The organism is Saprospiraceae bacterium, assembly GCA_016709995.1.
In the GTDB taxonomy this organism is placed as follows: Bacteria; Bacteroidota; Bacteroidia; order Chitinophagales; family Saprospiraceae; genus JADJLQ01.
Genome location: JADJLQ010000001.1, coordinates 2,717,212 through 2,735,621, shown reverse-complemented (window position 1 = coordinate 2,735,621; position 18,410 = coordinate 2,717,212). Strand labels below are relative to the sequence as shown.

At 43.0% G+C, this 18,410-nt stretch carries 13 protein-coding genes and 1 pseudogene; 7 read left to right on the top strand and 7 right to left on the bottom strand.

The window, feature by feature from the left end:
* Positions 1–18: 18 nt before the first annotated feature.
* The 3 genes and pseudogenes from mnmH (at position 19) to IPJ09_11535 (ending at position 3,207) form a co-directional block, all read left to right on the top strand.
* Positions 19–1,070: pseudogene (mnmH, locus tag IPJ09_11545) on the top strand (tRNA 2-selenouridine(34) synthase MnmH).
* A complete protein-coding gene (selD, locus tag IPJ09_11540) occupies positions 1,042–2,106 on the top strand; it encodes a selenide, water dikinase SelD (protein ID MBK7372054.1) in 1,065 nt (354 codons plus the stop codon). Before mnmH ends, selD begins: the two are co-directional and overlap by 29 nt.
* 57 nt (positions 2,107–2,163) lie before the next feature.
* Positions 2,164–3,207 carry a Gfo/Idh/MocA family oxidoreductase gene (locus tag IPJ09_11535; protein MBK7372053.1) on the top strand — a complete coding sequence of 348 codons (1,044 nt, stop codon included), beginning with the start codon at positions 2,164–2,166 and terminating at the stop codon, positions 3,205–3,207.
* Positions 3,208–3,238: 31 nt separating this feature from the next.
* Here the strand turns inward: IPJ09_11535 and IPJ09_11530 are convergent, their stop codons facing one another.
* Positions 3,239–3,400 (bottom strand): hypothetical protein, encoded by a 162-nt coding sequence (locus IPJ09_11530; protein ID MBK7372052.1) that lies wholly within the window; start codon positions 3,398–3,400, stop codon positions 3,239–3,241.
* 66 nt (positions 3,401–3,466) lie between these two features.
* Between IPJ09_11530 and IPJ09_11525 the strand changes: the two genes are divergently transcribed.
* Positions 3,467–6,106, top strand: coding sequence for a glycoside hydrolase family 3 C-terminal domain-containing protein (locus tag IPJ09_11525; protein MBK7372051.1), 2,640 nt, complete (start codon positions 3,467–3,469; stop codon positions 6,104–6,106).
* A gap of 72 nt (positions 6,107–6,178) precedes the next feature.
* Here IPJ09_11525 and IPJ09_11520 read toward each other — a convergent pair whose 3' ends face one another.
* The 6 genes from IPJ09_11520 to IPJ09_11495 all read right to left on the bottom strand — a co-directional run bounded on the left by IPJ09_11520 (position 6,179) and on the right by IPJ09_11495 (position 11,675).
* The gene (locus IPJ09_11520; protein MBK7372050.1) at positions 6,179–6,817 is read right to left on the bottom strand and encodes a hypothetical protein; all 639 of its coding nucleotides are present in this window, start codon (positions 6,815–6,817) and stop codon (positions 6,179–6,181) included.
* 109 nt (positions 6,818–6,926) lie between these two features.
* Entirely contained in the window at positions 6,927–7,088 is a 162-nt protein-coding gene (locus IPJ09_11515; protein MBK7372049.1) for a hypothetical protein, read from the bottom strand.
* Positions 7,073–7,693 carry a response regulator transcription factor gene (locus tag IPJ09_11510; GenBank protein ID MBK7372048.1) on the bottom strand — a complete coding sequence of 207 codons (621 nt, stop codon included), beginning with the start codon at positions 7,691–7,693 and terminating at the stop codon, positions 7,073–7,075. The genes IPJ09_11515 and IPJ09_11510 overlap by 16 nt, the downstream gene beginning before the upstream one ends.
* A 226-nt stretch (positions 7,694–7,919) precedes the next feature.
* Positions 7,920–9,851: a hypothetical protein gene (locus tag IPJ09_11505; GenBank protein MBK7372047.1), complete on the bottom strand. Its 1,932-nt coding sequence runs from the start codon at positions 9,849–9,851 to the stop codon at positions 7,920–7,922.
* Between the two features lie 102 nt (positions 9,852–9,953).
* On the bottom strand, positions 9,954–10,985 hold the full coding sequence (thiL, locus tag IPJ09_11500) for a thiamine-phosphate kinase (GenBank protein ID MBK7372046.1): 1,032 nt from the start codon (positions 10,983–10,985) through the stop codon (positions 9,954–9,956).
* 24 nt (positions 10,986–11,009) lie between these two features.
* Complete coding sequence (locus IPJ09_11495) at positions 11,010–11,675, bottom strand: RluA family pseudouridine synthase (GenBank protein ID MBK7372045.1); 666 nt, start codon at positions 11,673–11,675, stop codon at positions 11,010–11,012.
* A 254-nt stretch (positions 11,676–11,929) separates the two neighbouring features.
* Here IPJ09_11495 and IPJ09_11490 point away from each other — a divergent pair, with 254 nt between their 5' ends.
* From IPJ09_11490 to IPJ09_11480, 3 genes are all read left to right on the top strand, one after another.
* Positions 11,930–14,824: a DUF2723 domain-containing protein gene (locus IPJ09_11490; GenBank protein ID MBK7372044.1), complete on the top strand. Its 2,895-nt coding sequence runs from the start codon at positions 11,930–11,932 to the stop codon at positions 14,822–14,824.
* Between the two features lie 272 nt (positions 14,825–15,096).
* A complete protein-coding gene (locus tag IPJ09_11485; protein MBK7372043.1) occupies positions 15,097–17,478 on the top strand; it encodes a penicillin acylase family protein in 2,382 nt (793 codons plus the stop codon).
* A complete protein-coding gene (locus IPJ09_11480) occupies positions 17,436–18,386 on the top strand; it encodes a hypothetical protein (GenBank protein ID MBK7372042.1) in 951 nt (316 codons plus the stop codon). The genes IPJ09_11485 and IPJ09_11480 overlap by 43 nt, the downstream gene beginning before the upstream one ends.
* The last annotated feature ends 24 nt before the right edge of the window (positions 18,387–18,410 follow it).

Here is an 18,410-nt window from a genome sequence, read left to right as displayed (position 1 = left end):
ACTTATCTTTGAGGCTCTATGCATCATTCGACTTCTATTGAGGAATGGTTGCAGGCTACCGACCTGCCTATACTGGATGTCCGGTCACCATCGGAATATGCCCATGGTCATGTGCCCGGGGCGCATTCGATACCCTTATTTGATGATGAGGGTAGGGCTTTGGTAGGTACCACGTACAAACAAGCCGGCAAATCCGAAGCTTTGATCCAGGGGCTTGAATTGGCTGGCCCAAAATTGGCGGACATAGTAAAAGCGGCTTTGGCCATCGCCCCGTTGAAAAAGGTCAGGTTGCATTGCTGGCGTGGCGGAATGCGCAGTGGCAGCGTAGCCTGGTTGCTACATACCATGGGTTTTGAACAGGTGCTCACCCTGACCGGGGGGTATAAAGTATATCGAAACTGGGTGCTCGCTCAATTTGAAAAAAATATGAACTGTACATTCTCGGTGGGCGTACAGGAAGTGCTAAAACGGATGTGCTGAAACAATTGGCTGCTCACCAACTACCCGTCATCGATTTGGAAGGCCTTGCACATCACAAAGGATCGGCATTTGGTTGGATCGGAGAACAGGCACAGCCCACTCAGGAACAATTTGAAAACAATCTTGCTCAAAACCTGCACCCCCAAGCATCAGCTAGTATCTGGATGGAGGATGAAAGCGAACGAATAGGGATGGTGCGCATACCCAATACTGTATATGAACAAATCAGATCAGCCCCCGTTTTTTTTCTGGATATACCTATTACCGTAAGGATACCCCATTTAGTCAAAACCTACTCCCATTTTGGGGATGAAAAATTAGAAACCAGTATCCTTCGTATCAGTAAAAGGTTGGGCGGATTGAATACCAAACTTGCTTTAGACGCACTGAAGATCAAAGACTACACAGAAGTGGCGCGAATCACTTTAGGTTATTATGACAAATATTATGAAGCCGGAGTCGGTCGTCGGGTGCCCTCTTCTGTACATAAACTACCCACTGAAACCATCGATCCTGCCTTCAATGCGGATCTCATCTTAAAACATAAATCAGACTTATTATATGGAATCCATCAAACTCACGCAGTATAGTCATGGTGCGGGCTGCGGCTGCAAAATCTCTCCCAAAAACCTTGAAGTGATACTCCAATCTACCCAGTCGATATTGCCTGATCCAAAACTATTGGTGGGATATGACTCCCGGGATGATGCGGCAGTCTATGATATCGGTCATGGCCAGGCTGTGATCAGTACTACCGATTTTTTTATGCCGATTGTAGACGATGCTTTTGATTTCGGACGCATAGCGGCTACCAATTCGATCAGTGATATCTACGCTATGGGAGGCACACCCATCATGGCGATTTCAGTATTGGGTTGGCCTGTCAATAAAATTCCCTTAGAAGTCGCCCGACAAGTGGTCGACGGAGGCAGAGCAGTATGCCAGGCTGCAGGAATCCCACTGGCAGGAGGCCATAGCATAGATAGTCCGGAACCAATATTTGGACTGGCCGTCACCGGTACCATTGACAAAACCAGGATCAAAAAAAATGATACTGCACAGGAAGGGGATGTATTATTCCTGACCAAACCCATCGGTATCGGAATCTTAAGCACTGCTCAGAAAAAGGGCTTACTCACCAAAGCCGATGAAAAAATAATGGTAGAGACAATGTGTACTTTGAACAAGGTGGGTATCGAGCTGGCAGCTATAGAAGGGGTGCATGCCATGACAGATGTCACGGGATTTGGATTATTAGGTCACTTACTTGAAATGGCGAGAGGAAGTGATCTTTCGGCAGAGATCGAAGTCGATCAGGTGTCACTTTTACCCAATGTTTCATCATATCTTGAAGCTGGTGCTTTCCCCGGAGGCACTACACGCAACCTGGATAGTTATGCACAACACGTATCCTTTGATATTTCATCTGATAGGGCGAGCCGCTTAGGGTCCAGTGAGCACTGGCGCTTGATATTGGCTGATCCTCAGACGAGCGGAGGGCTGTTGATAGCAGTAGGAGCTCAAGATGTCAGCAAAGTGAAATCTATATTGGAAAAAGAAGGATTGTGCTCTAACATTATTGGAAAAATCGGACCACGCTCTTCAAAATTTATTTCGCTGAATTAATATGATGCTTATTGAAAAAAATTTCGACACAAGTCTCACACTTTCTATCTTCATCCTATGAATCAAATCAATACAGCACTATGTTCTTACGGTATGAGTGGTACCGTATTTCATGCACCATTCATTTCTATCCATCCTGGCTTTAATTTTTATGGAGTATGGGAGCGATCCAAAAACCTGGCGCAGGAAAAATATCCAGCAGTCAAAGTCTTTCGTACTTATGAAGAGATGCTGATGGATCCGGCTGTAGAGTTGGTAGTGGTCAATACACCAAGCTACACCCACTACGATTATGCCAAACAAGCTCTGGTGGCAGGCAAAAATGTCATTGTCGAAAAGCCATTTACCGCTACGGTTGAGCAAGCTCGTGAGTTGGTCTCCATAGCAAAGGAAAATGGTTTGAAGCTTTCAGTTTTTCAAAATCGCCGCTGGGACAGTGATTTTCTTACTGTCAAAAGTGTATTGGATAGCGGGGTGTTGGGAGATATATTGGAAGCAGAGTTTCATTACGACCGGTACAATCTTGTATTGAGTCCTAAGGCACACAAAGAAACGCCTGGTCCTGCAGTAGGAGGTCTGTACGATCTGGGACCTCATCTTATCGATCAGGCGCTTGTTTTATTCGGGATGCCGGAGCGTGTATTTGCAGATATTATGATGACCAGGCCGGGCTCCAAAGTGGATGATTATTTTGAAATACTATTATATTATCCTCAGATGCGGGTGAGATTGAAATCAGGATATCAGTTTCGCGAACCCATACCATCTTTTGCTTTGCATGGATCTAATGGTTCGTTTTTAAAATCACGGGCGGATGTGCAGGAGACCAGATTGCAAGCTGGAGTATCACCTACAGCGGATGATTGGGGAGTGGAGCCTGTATCACAACAAGGCTTACTGCATGCTACGATCGATGGAACCGTATTCAGAGGTATGATCCCAACATTACCCGGCAACTATCTTAATTATTATGATGGTGTATACAAAGCTTTTAGGCTGGGTGATGCGCTTCCGGTCAGTGGTGTGGATGGCTTGAATGTGATCACCATTATTGCATCTTCACAAAAAAGCAATGCTGAAAAAAGAGTAGTAGATCTGTAAAGTAGTCTATATCCCGGTGGCACATCTAGAACTAACCCTGGTTGCGATCTCTGATTTTGATGATCAGGCATACAATCATAACGCCAAGCAACAGTAGTTTCAACCATAGAAAATTACCTAACCAAAATCGATTGACCAGGAACAGCACAAGGCAAAATACACTGATGATATCTACGATTTGTGACTTTTGCATAAGAGTTCCTTTGTAAATTAAAAAACTGAAATTAAAAATTATCTTTGGGATCAACTCAGATTTGATATGAAAATGAATAATGTTTGCCTGGCTATGTTGGTTTTGATATTAGTGGGCATCAGTGCTTGTAAAACGGCTAATTCAAAGTTTAAGTTTGGATTTCAGGATACAGGGATGCCCATTGATCAGCGAGTAGATGATCTGGTTTCCAGGCTCACCCTGGATCAAAAAATCGAACAACTGATGAACCAGGCACCAGGTATAGATAGCCTGGGTATCCCGCAGTACAATTGGTGGTCGGAAGGATTGCATGGCATAGCGCGGGCAGGACTGGCGACGGTGTTTCCACAGGCGATCGGCATGGCAGCGACCTGGGATGATGCATTGATTTACGAAGTGGCTAATGTCATCTCCGATGAGACCAGGGCCAAACATGAGGAATTTGTAAGACGGGGCAAAAGATTTCTCTACCAGGGATTGACTTTGTGGTCGCCCAATATCAATATATTTCGTGATCCGCGATGGGGTCGTGGGCAGGAGACTTATGGGGAGGACCCATTTTTGACGGGTACTTTGGGTATACAATTTATCAGAGGACTGCAAGGGGACGATCCATATTTTTTTAAGACCATTGCTACAGTCAAACACTTTGCGGTGCATAGCGGTCCGGAACCGGAGCGTCATGAATTTGATGCTAAGGCCAGCCTCAAGGATATGAATGAAACTTATCTCCCCCAATTTGAGATGGGCATTAAAGAGGGAAAGGCTTATTCGTTGATGTGTGCCTACAATAGTTTGAATGGAGTGCCTTGTTGTGGCAATTCAACTTTGTTGGGTAATATCCTGAGGCAAGACTGGGATTTTAAAGGATACGTAGTATCAGATTGTGATGCGATAGATGACATTACACTGCATCATAAATTTACTTCTACACCGGAAGAAGGCGTCGCCCTGGCCATCAAAGCAGGTACCGATCTTGAATGTGGCAGGTTTTTTAAAAATCTAAAATCAGCAGTGGAGCAAAATCTGATTTCGGAGAAAGAATTGGATATCGCTTTAAAAAGATTGTTTACAGCACGGATGAAACTTGGTATGTTTGATGACAGCACGACCAATAAATGGGCCAGGCTGCCTTATACTATAGTAGATCAACCCAAACATCGCGCACTCGCTTTGGATGTGGCGAGAAAATCCATGGTGTTGCTTAAAAATGAAGCCAATTTTTTACCGCTCAAAAAGGATTTAAAAAATATCGCCGTCATAGGGCCCAATGCAGACCAATGGCTCATGTTGCTGGGCAATTACAATGGTGTACCTGCAGACGCCATCACCCCTTTGCGTGGCATCAGAGAAAAACTCCCACAGGCCCGGGTTAATTTTGCACAAGGGTGTGAATTGTCCGATGGTATCCCGATGTTTTATACCATCCCCGTCGATGTTTTATTTCATAACGACGAGCGAGGCTTGTCAGTAGAATATTTTAATAATAAAGACTTTAATGGGCCTGCATTGTATAAAGGTGTCGATACGGTGTTGGATGTCAATTGGAAAGACAGGGCTCCCAGAGAAGATATGGATGATGATGATTTTTCAGTCCGCTGGACAGGTCAGATCAGGCCTGCACTCACAGGGATTTACCAGCTCGGTGTCATCACCACCTGCAATACGCAATTATATCTCGATGATAGTATGGTAGCCAGGACAGTTTACCATTTTAGAAACGAATACGGAGATCCGAGACTTAGAAAATCAATTCCGATAAAGTTAGAAAAGGGTAAAACTTACCATATCAGAATTGATGCCAGCGAAACTTTTGCGGACGCCCAGGTGCAGTTGGTATGGGCTGCCCCAAAACCTGACCTGGTCGCCAAAGCTCTGGCAATTGCAAAGGAAGCGGAAGTAGTGATCCTGTGCATGGGGATCACACCGAGGATGGAAGGAGAGGAGATGGATGTGGCGGCAGATGGATTTAAAGGTGGTGATAGAACCAAACTAGCCTTGCCACAAGTGCAACAGGATTTGATCAGGTCTATACAGGCTTTGGGCAAACCCACGGTCCTGGTACTGCTCAATGGTAGTGCATTGGCCGTCAATTGGGAAAATGAGCATCTCCCGGCGATCCTGGAGGCATGGTATCCGGGTCAGGCTGCGGGCACAGCCATCGCTGATGTGCTGTTTGGAGATTATAACCCAGGGGGAAGATTGCCGGTTACTTTTTACAAGAGTGAAAATGACCTGCCACCTTTTACCCAATATGCTATGACCAGCCAAACCTATCGATACTTCAAAGGAGATGCTTTATATCCTTTCGGCTACGGACTGAGCTATACTACTTTTAAATACGATTCATTGATATTGGATGAGGTTGTAGAAAAAAATCTTCCTGCTGTCGTGAAAGTGCGGGTGAGCAATACAGGCGCACGTGCAGGCGACGAAGTGGTACAGCTCTATATCAAAAACTTAAATGATATTCCCAACCAGCCGATCCATTCTCTCAAAGCGTATAAGAGAATTCACCTGGACCCCGGCGAAAGTCAAATGGTTAACCTGAATCTCAGGGCAGATGCGTTCGCTTATATTGACGATCAGGGAGAAAAAAAATTCGATGGCGAAAAATTTAAAGTTTTTGTGGGAGGTGGACAGCCTGGATTTGATAATACTTCCCAGGTAGTCAGTAAAGTTGTTAGCTTGAAATCTAGAGATTAGAATGTATATCTTTGATGAAAAAGTGAAACATATTAAGCGTCACTTCCTCAGGATTAGACAAATAGATTCATATTAATCTGCCTGGTACGGAAATTTTCTGGAAGCATTCCTCATCAATGCGCTTACCAATTGATCTGTAGAGGATCCCACAGAGCCGGAAGCTTCAAAGTCATATTTCCATAATAGATCGCTGGAAGCACCATCATAAATATTGATGGTGGTCTTGACTTTGTTGGTTGCTCCCCAGGTACCAAGGATAGCAACTAAAGCGATAGCCGCTCCATCTGACATGGGTTTGTCCATAACCGTGATATCCTGTATTACGGCGTCGACACCCAGTAGTTGAGCCAATGTATTTCGATCTTTCGTTTTGATCTCCGCATACTCCAGGTCGGCTTCCTTAAGTAATGTATTGGTTTTCGCGATGTCTTGAAATTTTACAGTATAATTATAATTCATAGACCTGTGCAATAACCATCCATACATTGCTTCCTGTATCTCATAACCGGTATTTTCTTCCTGTTCTTTGATTTGCTCAGAAGTTAAATTTTTCATTTGGTTTGGCCGCAAATGAATTGCGACATCTGCAGGTAAAATAGCCACCAATTTATGACGGCGGGTGACTTTGTCAAAGTCGGGTGATTGATAGATTTTCGGGGTGCATGCGGCAAGGCCGCAAATGGTTAATACTATGAGCGTGAAGTATTTCATGACTAATAATTTATACTAAAATTAGGGCATTCGTGGGACACCTTTCAGTATATTACTTCCTCATTTGATTAAATTGTAGAATCAAAAAAAATCCAGACAACTCCAAATCTCAATATTGGCCAAGCTTTTTATCTAATTCCTCCAATTCTTTCAGGATCCAGGTAGCCATCATAAGATTGTCTTTGAGGTCAATCAACAGGCCTTCGCCGGTAAGGTTATTAAGTAGTTTCCCAGCGTCATCGTTTGGCTGAAGATTTAGTATTTCATCCATGTTGATATAAATTTTTGCATCAGTTCTCCCCGGTTTTGAACATCGAATTTGGACATGATGTTTTTGATATGGTATTTCAAAGTGTTGTTGGAGATAAACATAGATGTAATAATTTGTTCATTGTTTAGCCCTCTAAGCATTTCAGCAATCACTTTGTATTCCTGGTTAGTGACTGGATCCAGAGCAAGCGTATCTAACTTCTCTCTCGTGATTGCCATTTGCTCCAGCTCCTGGCTGTATTTGTACAGTGCCATTTCGATACTGGCGAGTAAGTCTTTTTCATTGAATGGTTTTACAATATAGCCGTAGGGGAGTGTTTTTTTTGCTCTTTCGAGGGTCGGTCGATCGGTCAGGGAAGTCAGGTAGATAAAAGGCATTTTTTTCTTCGACCTGATGAGCTCCGCGACTTCGATCCCATCCTTATCTCCCCGGATCATAATATCACATAATACCAGGTCAGGAGTATGGAAGCCCAGGTAGTCTATAGCCTTGCCGCTGTCATGGATTATGCCACTGACATCATATCCCAATGCCTTTAACATGTCGCTAATGTCTTCTGCAATGATTGCTTCATCTTCGATGATCAGAATACTGATATTACTCATGATAGTTAGCCTAAATAATTGATCAATTTAAGCAATATTCAGGATCCAAGGATATTGTAGAAAGTGCTATCCTATTATGACCACAATAGAAAAAATCTTTCGCTTTTGAATTGAAAACGATACAAGAAAAATTAACGAACCCTATCATTTTTGTGACATCCATAGACGACAAAGATGATATCAGAGAAATCCTCATACACCACCCTAAGGGGTAGTTTCGATTGGGTCAGGCAGCTTTCTTATATTGTTTGATCATCATGATGACACTGGTACCCTTCGTATTGGTGACGGTGAGATCGGCGTCGAGCTGATTTTTGAATGCATGGATCAGCCTATAACCAAAAGATTGACCACGCTGATTTAATTGATCCTCAGGCATGCCAATCCCATTGTCATCAACGCTCAACAACAGCTCATTGTTTTTTTCTTTTAATGCAACATGGATGGTGCCGGTAGCATCTCCGGGAAAAGCATATTTTAGTGAATTGCTGATTAATTCATTCAAAATGAGTCCAATCGGGATCATGCTGTCTACATCGATCTGTACAGGGTCTATGTCCATGATCAGATTTATTTTGCCGGGCTGGATATTATAGGATTGAAACAAACTTTTGACCAGCATTTCAAAATAAGTTTTGCTGTCAATAGAAGTAAAATTATGGTCTCTATATAAATTTTGATGTATCAATGCCATAGATCTCACCCTATCCTGACTCTCTTTGAGCGCTGCCAGTGCTACAGCATCATCGACATGCCTTGATTGTAGATTGAGCAGAGAGGAGATAAACTGCAGATTGTTTTTTACCCGGTGGTGTATCTCTTTTATCAGGGTTTCCTTTTCCTGGAGCGATTTGCTGATGACATTGTTTTGATTTTTTGTCGTTTGCCAAAGCCGATAGATATAATAGCTTCCCAATGAAAAAATAATCAAACCGATCAGCGAGGCCAGTAGCCCCAGCCTGGAGGATTTTAACCGGGTACTGGCCAATTCATTCTCGGTGGTCAGGAGAGTGATCTGATCTTCTTTACGCTGAGACTCAAACCGGACATTGAGACCCGTGATTTGTGCTGCTATATCTTTGCTGAGCTGTTGATCATTTTCATCTACGTATGATTTTAAATAACTGGTAGCTTGCTTATAATTGCCTGTTTTTTCATACCAGGTGGCTTTGATCTTTTTTTGTTCTATTGAATAATCTGCAGCAGTTAGATTTTTTGCGATCTTATCAGCAAGGGTTAAATATTTTTCGACAGAGTCCAATTGATTTTTTACTAAATAGTTTCTGGCCAATCCCTGGTAGTTGACGGCAAAATCATAATGATCCGCATCATTGTTGAGATGTTGCAGCGCGATATTATATGAAAGGATGGCACTGTCCGTAATATTGGTCGATTCAAATATTTTAGCCAGGCTTCTGTAGGATCTACTTATTCCCAGGTCCCACTTGGAAGCCAGGTCTATTTCCAGGGATTCATTGATATATTTTCTGGCGTTATCAAACGATTTTTGTTCTATGGCATTTGCGGTGAGGTTGCGTAGGCTGACAGATTGACCTGGAGGATATTTCAGATCTTTGGATAATTGATAAGATTTTAAGAAGTATTTATTGGCCTCATCCCATTGTTTGAGATTAGAATACAGATTGCCCAGTTCATTGTAAAAAAAACCATTTTCATTGTCCCGGTTAAGCGCCACACCGATCGCTACTCCGCGCAGGGAGGCTTTGATCCCCATTGGCAAATCTCCGGTCTCTCTATAAATCATCGCCAATTGACTCACTGCATACCATTCTCTTTCAATATTTTTAGTTTTTATCGTCCAGTCCTGGTATTTTAAAGCTGATTCAAGGGATTTTGTGTAATCTCCGGCACTATAAGCCAGTACAGCATCGAGGTAGACCCGCTGTTGGATACCAGCGTCATGATGCAGCTTTTGGTAGAGGTATAATCCGGAGTCAGCATATTTTTTAGCAGCAGGGAGGTCCGTGTATCTTGTGATCTGGCTTAATTGATAGTATCCTTCCGCTTTAATAGAATCTATATCGCTAGTATGTATTTTTTTTAAGAGGTCCTCTGCTTTAGGAGGTTGGGCTTTTAAATCAACTAAGCAAATACTTAGAAACACAATTAAAGTCACCAATAAAGTTGTTATCCTCATGCCTGAATGATTTACAGGTGAAAATACTGTAAATCCTCTGTCATTCGCCTCGATTCCTGTTAAGGTTTAAAGTTTCAATTTATTAGAAGTGATTCAAACTAATTACATATGCTTCCAACCCTGAGCCTCTAGTGGAACAAATCGTCCCCCGGTAGTTTGAAGTAAAGTATTTTCTTTTGCAGGACGAATCTCACCAATCACATAAAATCCGGGCAAGTACTTGATTTTTTCAAATTCTTTTTCAGATATGGTGAATAACAACTCATAATCTTCTCCACCATTGAGTGCAGCAGTTATAGGATTGATATTAAACTCCAAAGCCAGCTCGGTAGCGATCGGGACTATTGGGATTAATTTTTCTTCTATCAAAGCGCCACAGCCTGACTGCTTACAAATATGCATGATCTCTGAACTGAGGCCGTCACTGATGTCGATCATGGCATGGGGTCGAATATTTAACCGATGAAAAGTTTCTATCACATCTTTTCTGGCTTCAGGTTTAAGCTGTTTGCTCAAAAGATAACTATATTTTTCATTGAGTTCAGGTTGGATGCCTGGCGTACTATCGAATATTTGCTTTTCTCTTTCAAGGAGTTGGAGTCCAAGATAGGCTGCTCCCAATTCGCCAGTGATACAGATGAGATCACCAATTTGTGCTCCTGATCTATATACTACCTCGTCTTCGGTCGCCTGGCCGATGGCCGTCACACTGATAAACAGCCCTTTGGGAGAAGAGGTAGTGTCACCACCCACCAAATCTACCTGATAATGTTTGCATGCGAGATGGATGCCTTCATACAATTCTTCCAGCGCTTCGACAGAAAAACGATTGGATAAGGCCATGCTGAAGGTCACCTGCGTAGGGATGCCATTCATCGCATAGATATCCGAAAGGTTGACGATGACACTTTTGTATCCGAGGTGCTTGAGGGGCGTATAACCCAGATCAAAATGAATACCTTCCACCAGGGTGTCTGTACTGACCAGGCAGAGCGGTTTGGTCAGTGCGATGACAGCAGCATCATCACCAACTGCTTTGACCGTCTCAGGATTGTATTGTATTGTATCTTTAGTGAGGTGGTCTATTAATCCAAATTCACCCAGGGTGTTGACATCTGTTCTTTTTTCAGTCATGTTTTTGAAACGGTTTTAAATCTATTATTTTAGAGAAGCATGTTGCCATACACCTGTGACCGGCGGAGGAGCTTCGATAGCAATTGTTTTATGATCTATGGGATGTTTAAAAGATAGTTTCCACGCATGCAGACAGATCGAGCGATCTTCCTGACCAGACTTAGCTCCGTATTTTATATCACCAAAAATAGGGCATCCTATATCCCCCAATTGAGCTCGAATCTGGTGATGACGGCCGGTATGGAGTTTTATTTGCAAAAGGTGCAACTGATCTGGCAGCTCTTGGATCCATTCGTAGTCCAACTGGGCTGGTTTGCCTTCTTTATGCTTTTCATCCACTACGTAGGATTTATTGCTTTTTTTGTGAGCGAATAAAAAGTGATGCAAGGATCCTTTTTCTTTTTCCGGTTTTCCTTGTACGATGGCCAGATAGGTGCGTTCTATATCATGCGATTGCAACAGTTCGTTCAAATAAGAAGCCATCGGTTTTTTCTTGGCAAATAAGACCACTCCGGTACAAGGTTGATCTATGCGATGGATCAGATGCAGTGGCACCTTACAATATTGTTGCAATTTGACCTCCAGCGAATCTTCTTTGTTTTGAACAGATTGGACGGCTATACCTCCCGGTTTATTATAGGCTATAAAGTGGTGATTAGAGAGTATGATGCCATCTTTTATGCTTATCATGATTTTTTTTCTATGTAGTCTATATCCTCAATGACCTCATTCTGCTCGCGAGAACCGGGATGATTGATAAACGGTGATGATTTTTGTGCTATAGATGAATCTCTGCCTATCAGCTTGAATATGTAGAAGATAACACCGCCTAAAATTATTAATTTGAGCATATAAAGTTTTCTTAATGCGTGAGTACAACGGTGCAAATTTATTAGCTTTGCAGCTTTCTTTTAGACAAATAGTCATTTTCTTTATATAATACTATGTTTAGTTTCAAAAAACAATCCAATTTAGCAGGGTGGGTAGTGTTTGCAGTAGCTTTTGCTGTCTACTTCGTCTGTGCGGAGCGATCTGGTAGTCTCTGGGACTGCGGTGAGTTTATTCTTGGTGCAGCCAAGCTTCAGGTGGTACACCCTCCGGGAGCACCTTTATTTATCCTTGTTGGCCGATTATTTGCCTGGGTAGGTTCCCTGGTGAGCTCCAACCCTTCTGCTCCAGCCTTTGCAGTAAATCTAATGTCCGCCATGTGTACAGCCTTTGCGGCTACTTTTTTCTGTTGGTCTGCTATTATCCTGGCTAAGCTGGCCTGGCTCGGTAGAGACAAAGATGCTGATACAGAACAAGGCTGGGTGCTTGCAGCAGTTGGCGTAGTGACTGGCCTGACAGGGGCTTTTTGTACTTCTGTTTGGTTTAGTGCGGTGGAGGGTGAAGTATATGCCATGTCTACCTTTTTTACTGGTTTGACGATCTGGACTGCACTAAAATGGTATTATCTTCCTACCAGTTCCCAAAATGAAAAATGGTTGGTATTGTGCCTGTATGTCGCTGCCTTGTCTATTGGTGTGCATTTGCTCAGTTTGTTAGCTTTTCCTTTTCTGGGCTTGCTCTATTACTATAAGAGATTTCAAAATCATAATCTACGCGGAGCTGCTCTTTCGATCTTGGGATCCTTGGTGGTCCTGGCTTTGTATCAAAAATTAGTCATTGTAGGACTTCCGCAATTGTGGAGCACCTTTGATTATATGATGGTCAATGGTCTCGGCATGCCCTTTCATTCGGGAATTTTCCCGTTTTTATTGTTGATTGGGGCAGGTCTTTATTATGGAATCCATTATGCCAATAAGCATAGCAATGCCATCGTCCAAAATGTGATGGTAACCACGCTCTTAATCATCCTGGGCTTTTCGACAGTCGCTGTGGTGGTGATCCGGGCCAATGCAGATACCCCCATTAATATGAACAGCCCGACGGATGCCATGCGTCTAATACCTTATCTTAATCGGGAACAATATGGTGACAGACCCTTACTCAAAGGCCCTGCATATTATTCTTCACCTATACGATATGAGTCTGATGACCGATACGGGAGGGTGGGAGATCGCTACGAAGTAGTTGATAAAAAATATACCCCTATCTACAAATCATCTGATGAAAAGTTTTTCCCAAGGATGGGTCATACAGATCGTGCCACACTCTATCAATATTGGATGGATGGTAAAACCCGACCTACTCAAGCCGATAATATGAGTTTTTTCGTCCGCTACCAGGTAATGTGGATGTACTGGCGATATTTCATGTGGAATTTTGTTGGTCGTGAAAATTTTGATCAGGGATATTTTCCTTGGAATTTAAAAAGTGGTCATTGGCTCTCAGGCATCAAACCGATAGATGAAGCGCGCCTCTATAATATGGAGGAAGAACCTGTCAGGATGAAGACCGACCCGGGCAGAAACAAGTATTATTTTATTCCCCTATTGTTTGGAATCATGGGTCTGCTCTGGCATTACAAAAACAATAAAAGAGATTTTCTGGCTTTATTGATGCTCTTCATCATTACGGGATTAGGCATTATCATATATTCCAATGAGCCGCCCAACGAACCCCGGGAGCGGGATTATGTATTGGTAGGTTCGTTCCTGACCTTTTCGATTTGGGTAGGCATGGGTGTCATCTATCTTTACCAGTTTTTGGCTGCAAAAATGAAAGGAAGTCGGATGATCCCGGTAGCGATATCTGCAGGTCTTGGATTGGTAGCCCCATTGCTGATGGTGACATCCGGTATAGATGATCACTCCAGGCAGCATCTGTCCGGATCAAGAGATTATGCCAATAATTTCTTAGAATCGTGTGCGCCCAATGCCATCTTATTTACCTATGGCGATAATGACACCTATCCTCTATGGTATGCCCAGGAGATGGAGGGCATTCGTACTGATGTGAGAGTCATCAACCTGAGCTTGATCGCTGTAGACTGGTATATCAACCAGGTCAGACGAAAAATCAATAAGTCAGACCCGGTCAAATTGTCTATATCAGAAGAAAATTATCGGGGAGATAGTCGCATGCAGTTGGTCATCAATGCTCCTGAAGGCACCACCAGAAGCGCGTATGATGTGCTGAAATTTGCCAATGAAAAGCATCCACTGCCATTACAAGGTGGGCAGACCATGGAGACTTATATCCCTGCCAGGAAAGTAATCATCCCTATCGACAGGGCCAAAGCACTTGCTGTAGGTATGATCACGCCCGCTGATACCAATGTCGCCAATCAGATTGAAATCACCCTCAATGGCAACTATATCATGAAGGATGACCTGGCCGTATTGGATATTATTGCCTCCAATATCTATGAAAGACCGATATATTTTGCTACCACAGCCAATCCTGACAAGTTGATTGGGCTTAATAATTACTCTCAGCTTGAAGGTATGGCTACACGCATCGTACCTATTCTATCCACTCCTGATGGTCGTTTTGGATCTTATGGGGCCGGACGAGTAGCCGGTGATATTATCTATGACAATGTCATCAAAAAGTTTCAGTGGGGAGGATTTGACAAATACAAGATGTTCAATTTTGCCAATAGCTTCAATCCTAGTTTCTCAGCGATGCGTATAGCGTTTATGAGAGGTATAGATAATTTGATCAAATCTGGTCAGATGAAAAAAGCGGAAGATCTCAATGATCAATACTTCAAGGCTTTTCCACAGAAAAATTTTGAATACGACTCGCAGCGATTGGTGTTTATCGAATTTTATTACCAGATGAGTCAACTTGCCAAGTGTAAGGAAGAATCCTTGAAACTGGCGGCTGAAGCTGCTGAATATTTGAATTTTTATAACTCCTTGTCACCTGGAAGATCTCGAAGCCGGATTTAAAGAAGATTATAATCAGTACATGTCCATACCCCCTCGTCTGCTGACACTCGCAAAACAAATGCAGGATCCTGCATTTGAAAAGCAAATCACTGACCTGGTAGGTAAATACACTACTACTCCGGTAAAGAGATAAAATACATTACTTCGTAAAAAAGACTGGAAGTAGCTGTCAGCGGCTTCCAGTCTTTTTTTTTAATCAGGCTGGTGATTATAACCAATTCAAATTCACAAAGGATTACGTTTCTGAATGCATTTTTATTACTTTTGGTGATATGATCCTCTGCCGTTATTTTATCGTGTTCTCAGCCGTTTTGCTGACTGGCATTACCTTATCACAATCCGACCTTCAACGATGGCAAGCTCAATCCTCCCGGGTGGAAATCATTCGTGACGAATACGGCATCCCACACATATACGGTGATTCTGATGCAGACGCAGTATTTGGCCTCATGTATGCCCAGTGCGAAGATGATTTTAACCGGGTCGAGCTTAATTACATCGAAAAGTTAGGCCGGCTTAGCGAGATCCATGGTGTACAGGACTTATATAGAGACCTTTACACCCGGTTGATCATTGACTCTGCAGATGCCATCAAAGACTATAAAAAAAGCCCAGCCTGGCTTAAGAAATTATTAGTGGCTTTTGCAGATGGTATTAATTATTATTTATACACCCATCCAGACAAAAAACCAAGTTTATTACATCGCTTCCAGCCCTGGTATCCACTGCTTTGGACAGATGGAAGTATAGGCGCCATCAATACCGCTGATATGGATGACACGGATGTAAAAAACTTTTATTCCGGTGAATCGACCTCCATGAGAGAGATAAAAATTAAAGAACCCAGCGGTTCGAATGGATTTGCGATTGCACCAGCTCGATCTGCTTCAGGACATGCCTTGTTATATATCAATCCGCATGTTACTTTTTATTTCAGGCCAGAGGTACATATGGTGAGCAAAGAAGGGCTCAATGCTTATGGGGCAGTCACCTGGGGACAGTTTTTTGTTTACCAGGGATTTAATGAAAAATGTGGTTGGATGCATACCAGTTGCAATGTGGATGTAGCGGATGTATACAAAGAGAAAACCAGTCAGAAAAAGAATAAAAGATATTATGAATATGATGGTAAGCAAAAGAGAATGGTCGAGAAAAATGTTGTGCTCAAATATCAACAAGCCGGTCAAATAAAGGCTAAAACTTTTAAAACATTTTATACCCAGCATGGGCCGATCATGGGCCTGCGCGACGGTCAGTGGGCCAGCGTCAGGTCTTACAATCGTGCCATGAACGGACTTATACAAAGTTGGACGCGGACCAAAGCAGATGGATTGCCGGCATTTAAAAAGGCCATGGAGCTTCGGGGTAATATATCTAACAGTACAGTATATGCAGACGCTGGTGGCAATATCGCTTTCTGGCATGGCAATTATATTCCGGTCAGAGACCCTTCGGTAGATTGGAGTAAACCCGTTGATGGCAGTGTCTCTAAATATGAATGGCGTGGTATCCATGCCGTCGATGAGACTGTTCACTCCTACAATCCTTCGTCCGGTTGGCTTCAAAACTGTAACTCCACTGCGTATACCTGCGCCGGTACTGCAAGTCCTAAAAAAGAAAATTATCCTCCATATATGGCTCCTGATGGCGAAAATTTTAGGGGGATCAATGCGGTGCGCATTTTGAGCGAAAGTGCTCCATTGACTATTGAAAGCCTCATCGTGGCAGGGTATGACCGCAGACTGGCCGCCTTCGAAGTATTGGTGCCGGCACTCATTAAAGCATATGATGATTATAGCAATGGTGGAGACAATAAATACGATCAGCTCGAAGCACCTATAAGGGTTTTAAATGGCTGGGATTATAAGGTAGACACCAGTTCGATAGCGACGACCCTTGCGGTCACCTGGGCAGAACGACTCCAATCCTCACTGCGCAAAGTATACGTAGATCAGGGTGAAGACGACCAGGTCACTCGAGTGAGGGCCTTTGCTGCCCAGGGCGATCAGGATGCCTTATTAGCACCACTTGCTACTGCAGTGGACTATCTCCGCACCACCTACGGATCCTGGCAACAACCCTGGGGTAGGATCAATCGATTCCAAAGATTGACTGGTGATATCGTACAAAAGCCGCATGATTCCCAACCAAGCATAGCCGTACCTTTTGCCTCTTCTCTTTGGGGTATGATACCCTCCTACAATAGTCGCAGATTCAATGACACGAATAATCGGTATGGGGTCAGTGGAAATAGTTTTATCTGCGCAGTAGAGTTTGGCTCGAGGGTGAAAGCAAAATCATTGCTCGCCGGTGGGGAAAGTGGAGATCCGGCTTCACCGCATTTTTTTGATCAGGCAGAGATGTATGCGGAGGGGCGATTTAAGGATGTGCTGTATTATCGGGAGGATGTGGAGAGGCATGTCATTAAAGATGCGAGAAAAGATATCGAAAACCTGGCACAAATTTTAAAGGAATTCTATTCATTCGAAGAGCAAACTTTGCTTTTTGATGAAGAAGCTACGAGAGCCAAAATCATCAATACACTGAGTGAATTGCGCAGAGTAATTGTGCCTGAAGATAAATTGATCATATACTATTCTGGCCATGGCAATTGGAAGAGGATGATTTTAGCAATGGATATTGGATCCCTATAGATGGCAAAACAGATGAAGTTTCGACTTATGTCACCAATGCCGATATCACCAACAGGATCAAAGCTATTAATGCTCGCCATATCTTATTGATTTCTGATAGTTGTTTCTCTGCTTCTTTGTTGGAGCAGGGGCGCTCCCTTGGAGTGAACGACACGACCTTTGACGAGATGGAAAAAACGAAGTCCCGATGGGCATTTGTATCCGGCAAAGCTATAGTCAGTGATGGTGATCCTGGGAGCAACAGTCCATTTGCCAAAGGCATTATCAAACACCTGGAGAAGACCACAGACAGGATCAATATCAGTTTGTTGGCCGATCAGGTGACTAAGGAGGTCAGTTTGAATTATCACCAACAGCCAATTGCACTTGCCCTGACTTTTGTGGGTGAGAGCGATGGTGGTCAATTTGTATTCGTCAAAAAACAAACGGAACAGGATGATTGGGCTACAGCACGGAGAGAGGATGATGAAGGTGCTTGCCTGGCTTACCAGAAAAAATATCCGGCAGGAAAATATTACCAAGATGCTGACCAAAGATTGCAGGTGCTCGGAGATGAAAACGAGTGGAAACTAGCCACTTTTCGAAATGCTGCATTTGATTATACTCTTTATCTAAAAAAATATGAAAAAGGTATACATGTTGATGAAGCTAAATCAAGATTGGATGAAATCGAACAACAAGATTTGAAGGATAAAGAGGAGATAAGAAAACAGGAGCAGGAAGAAGCTTTTCGATTAGCTGCTGAGAAAAAGGAAAAAGAACGTGCAGCTCAGCGCGACCCTAAGACTCCAACCGGAACCAAATCTTTAAAAAACAATCCTGTAACTGGAGGAAAAAATACAACTGGAGTAGCTGAAAAAGCAGCAATTATACCAAGTATATTTTATTTGTCATCGGAACTTTCATAGCAGTCTATGGCGGTTATGTATGGT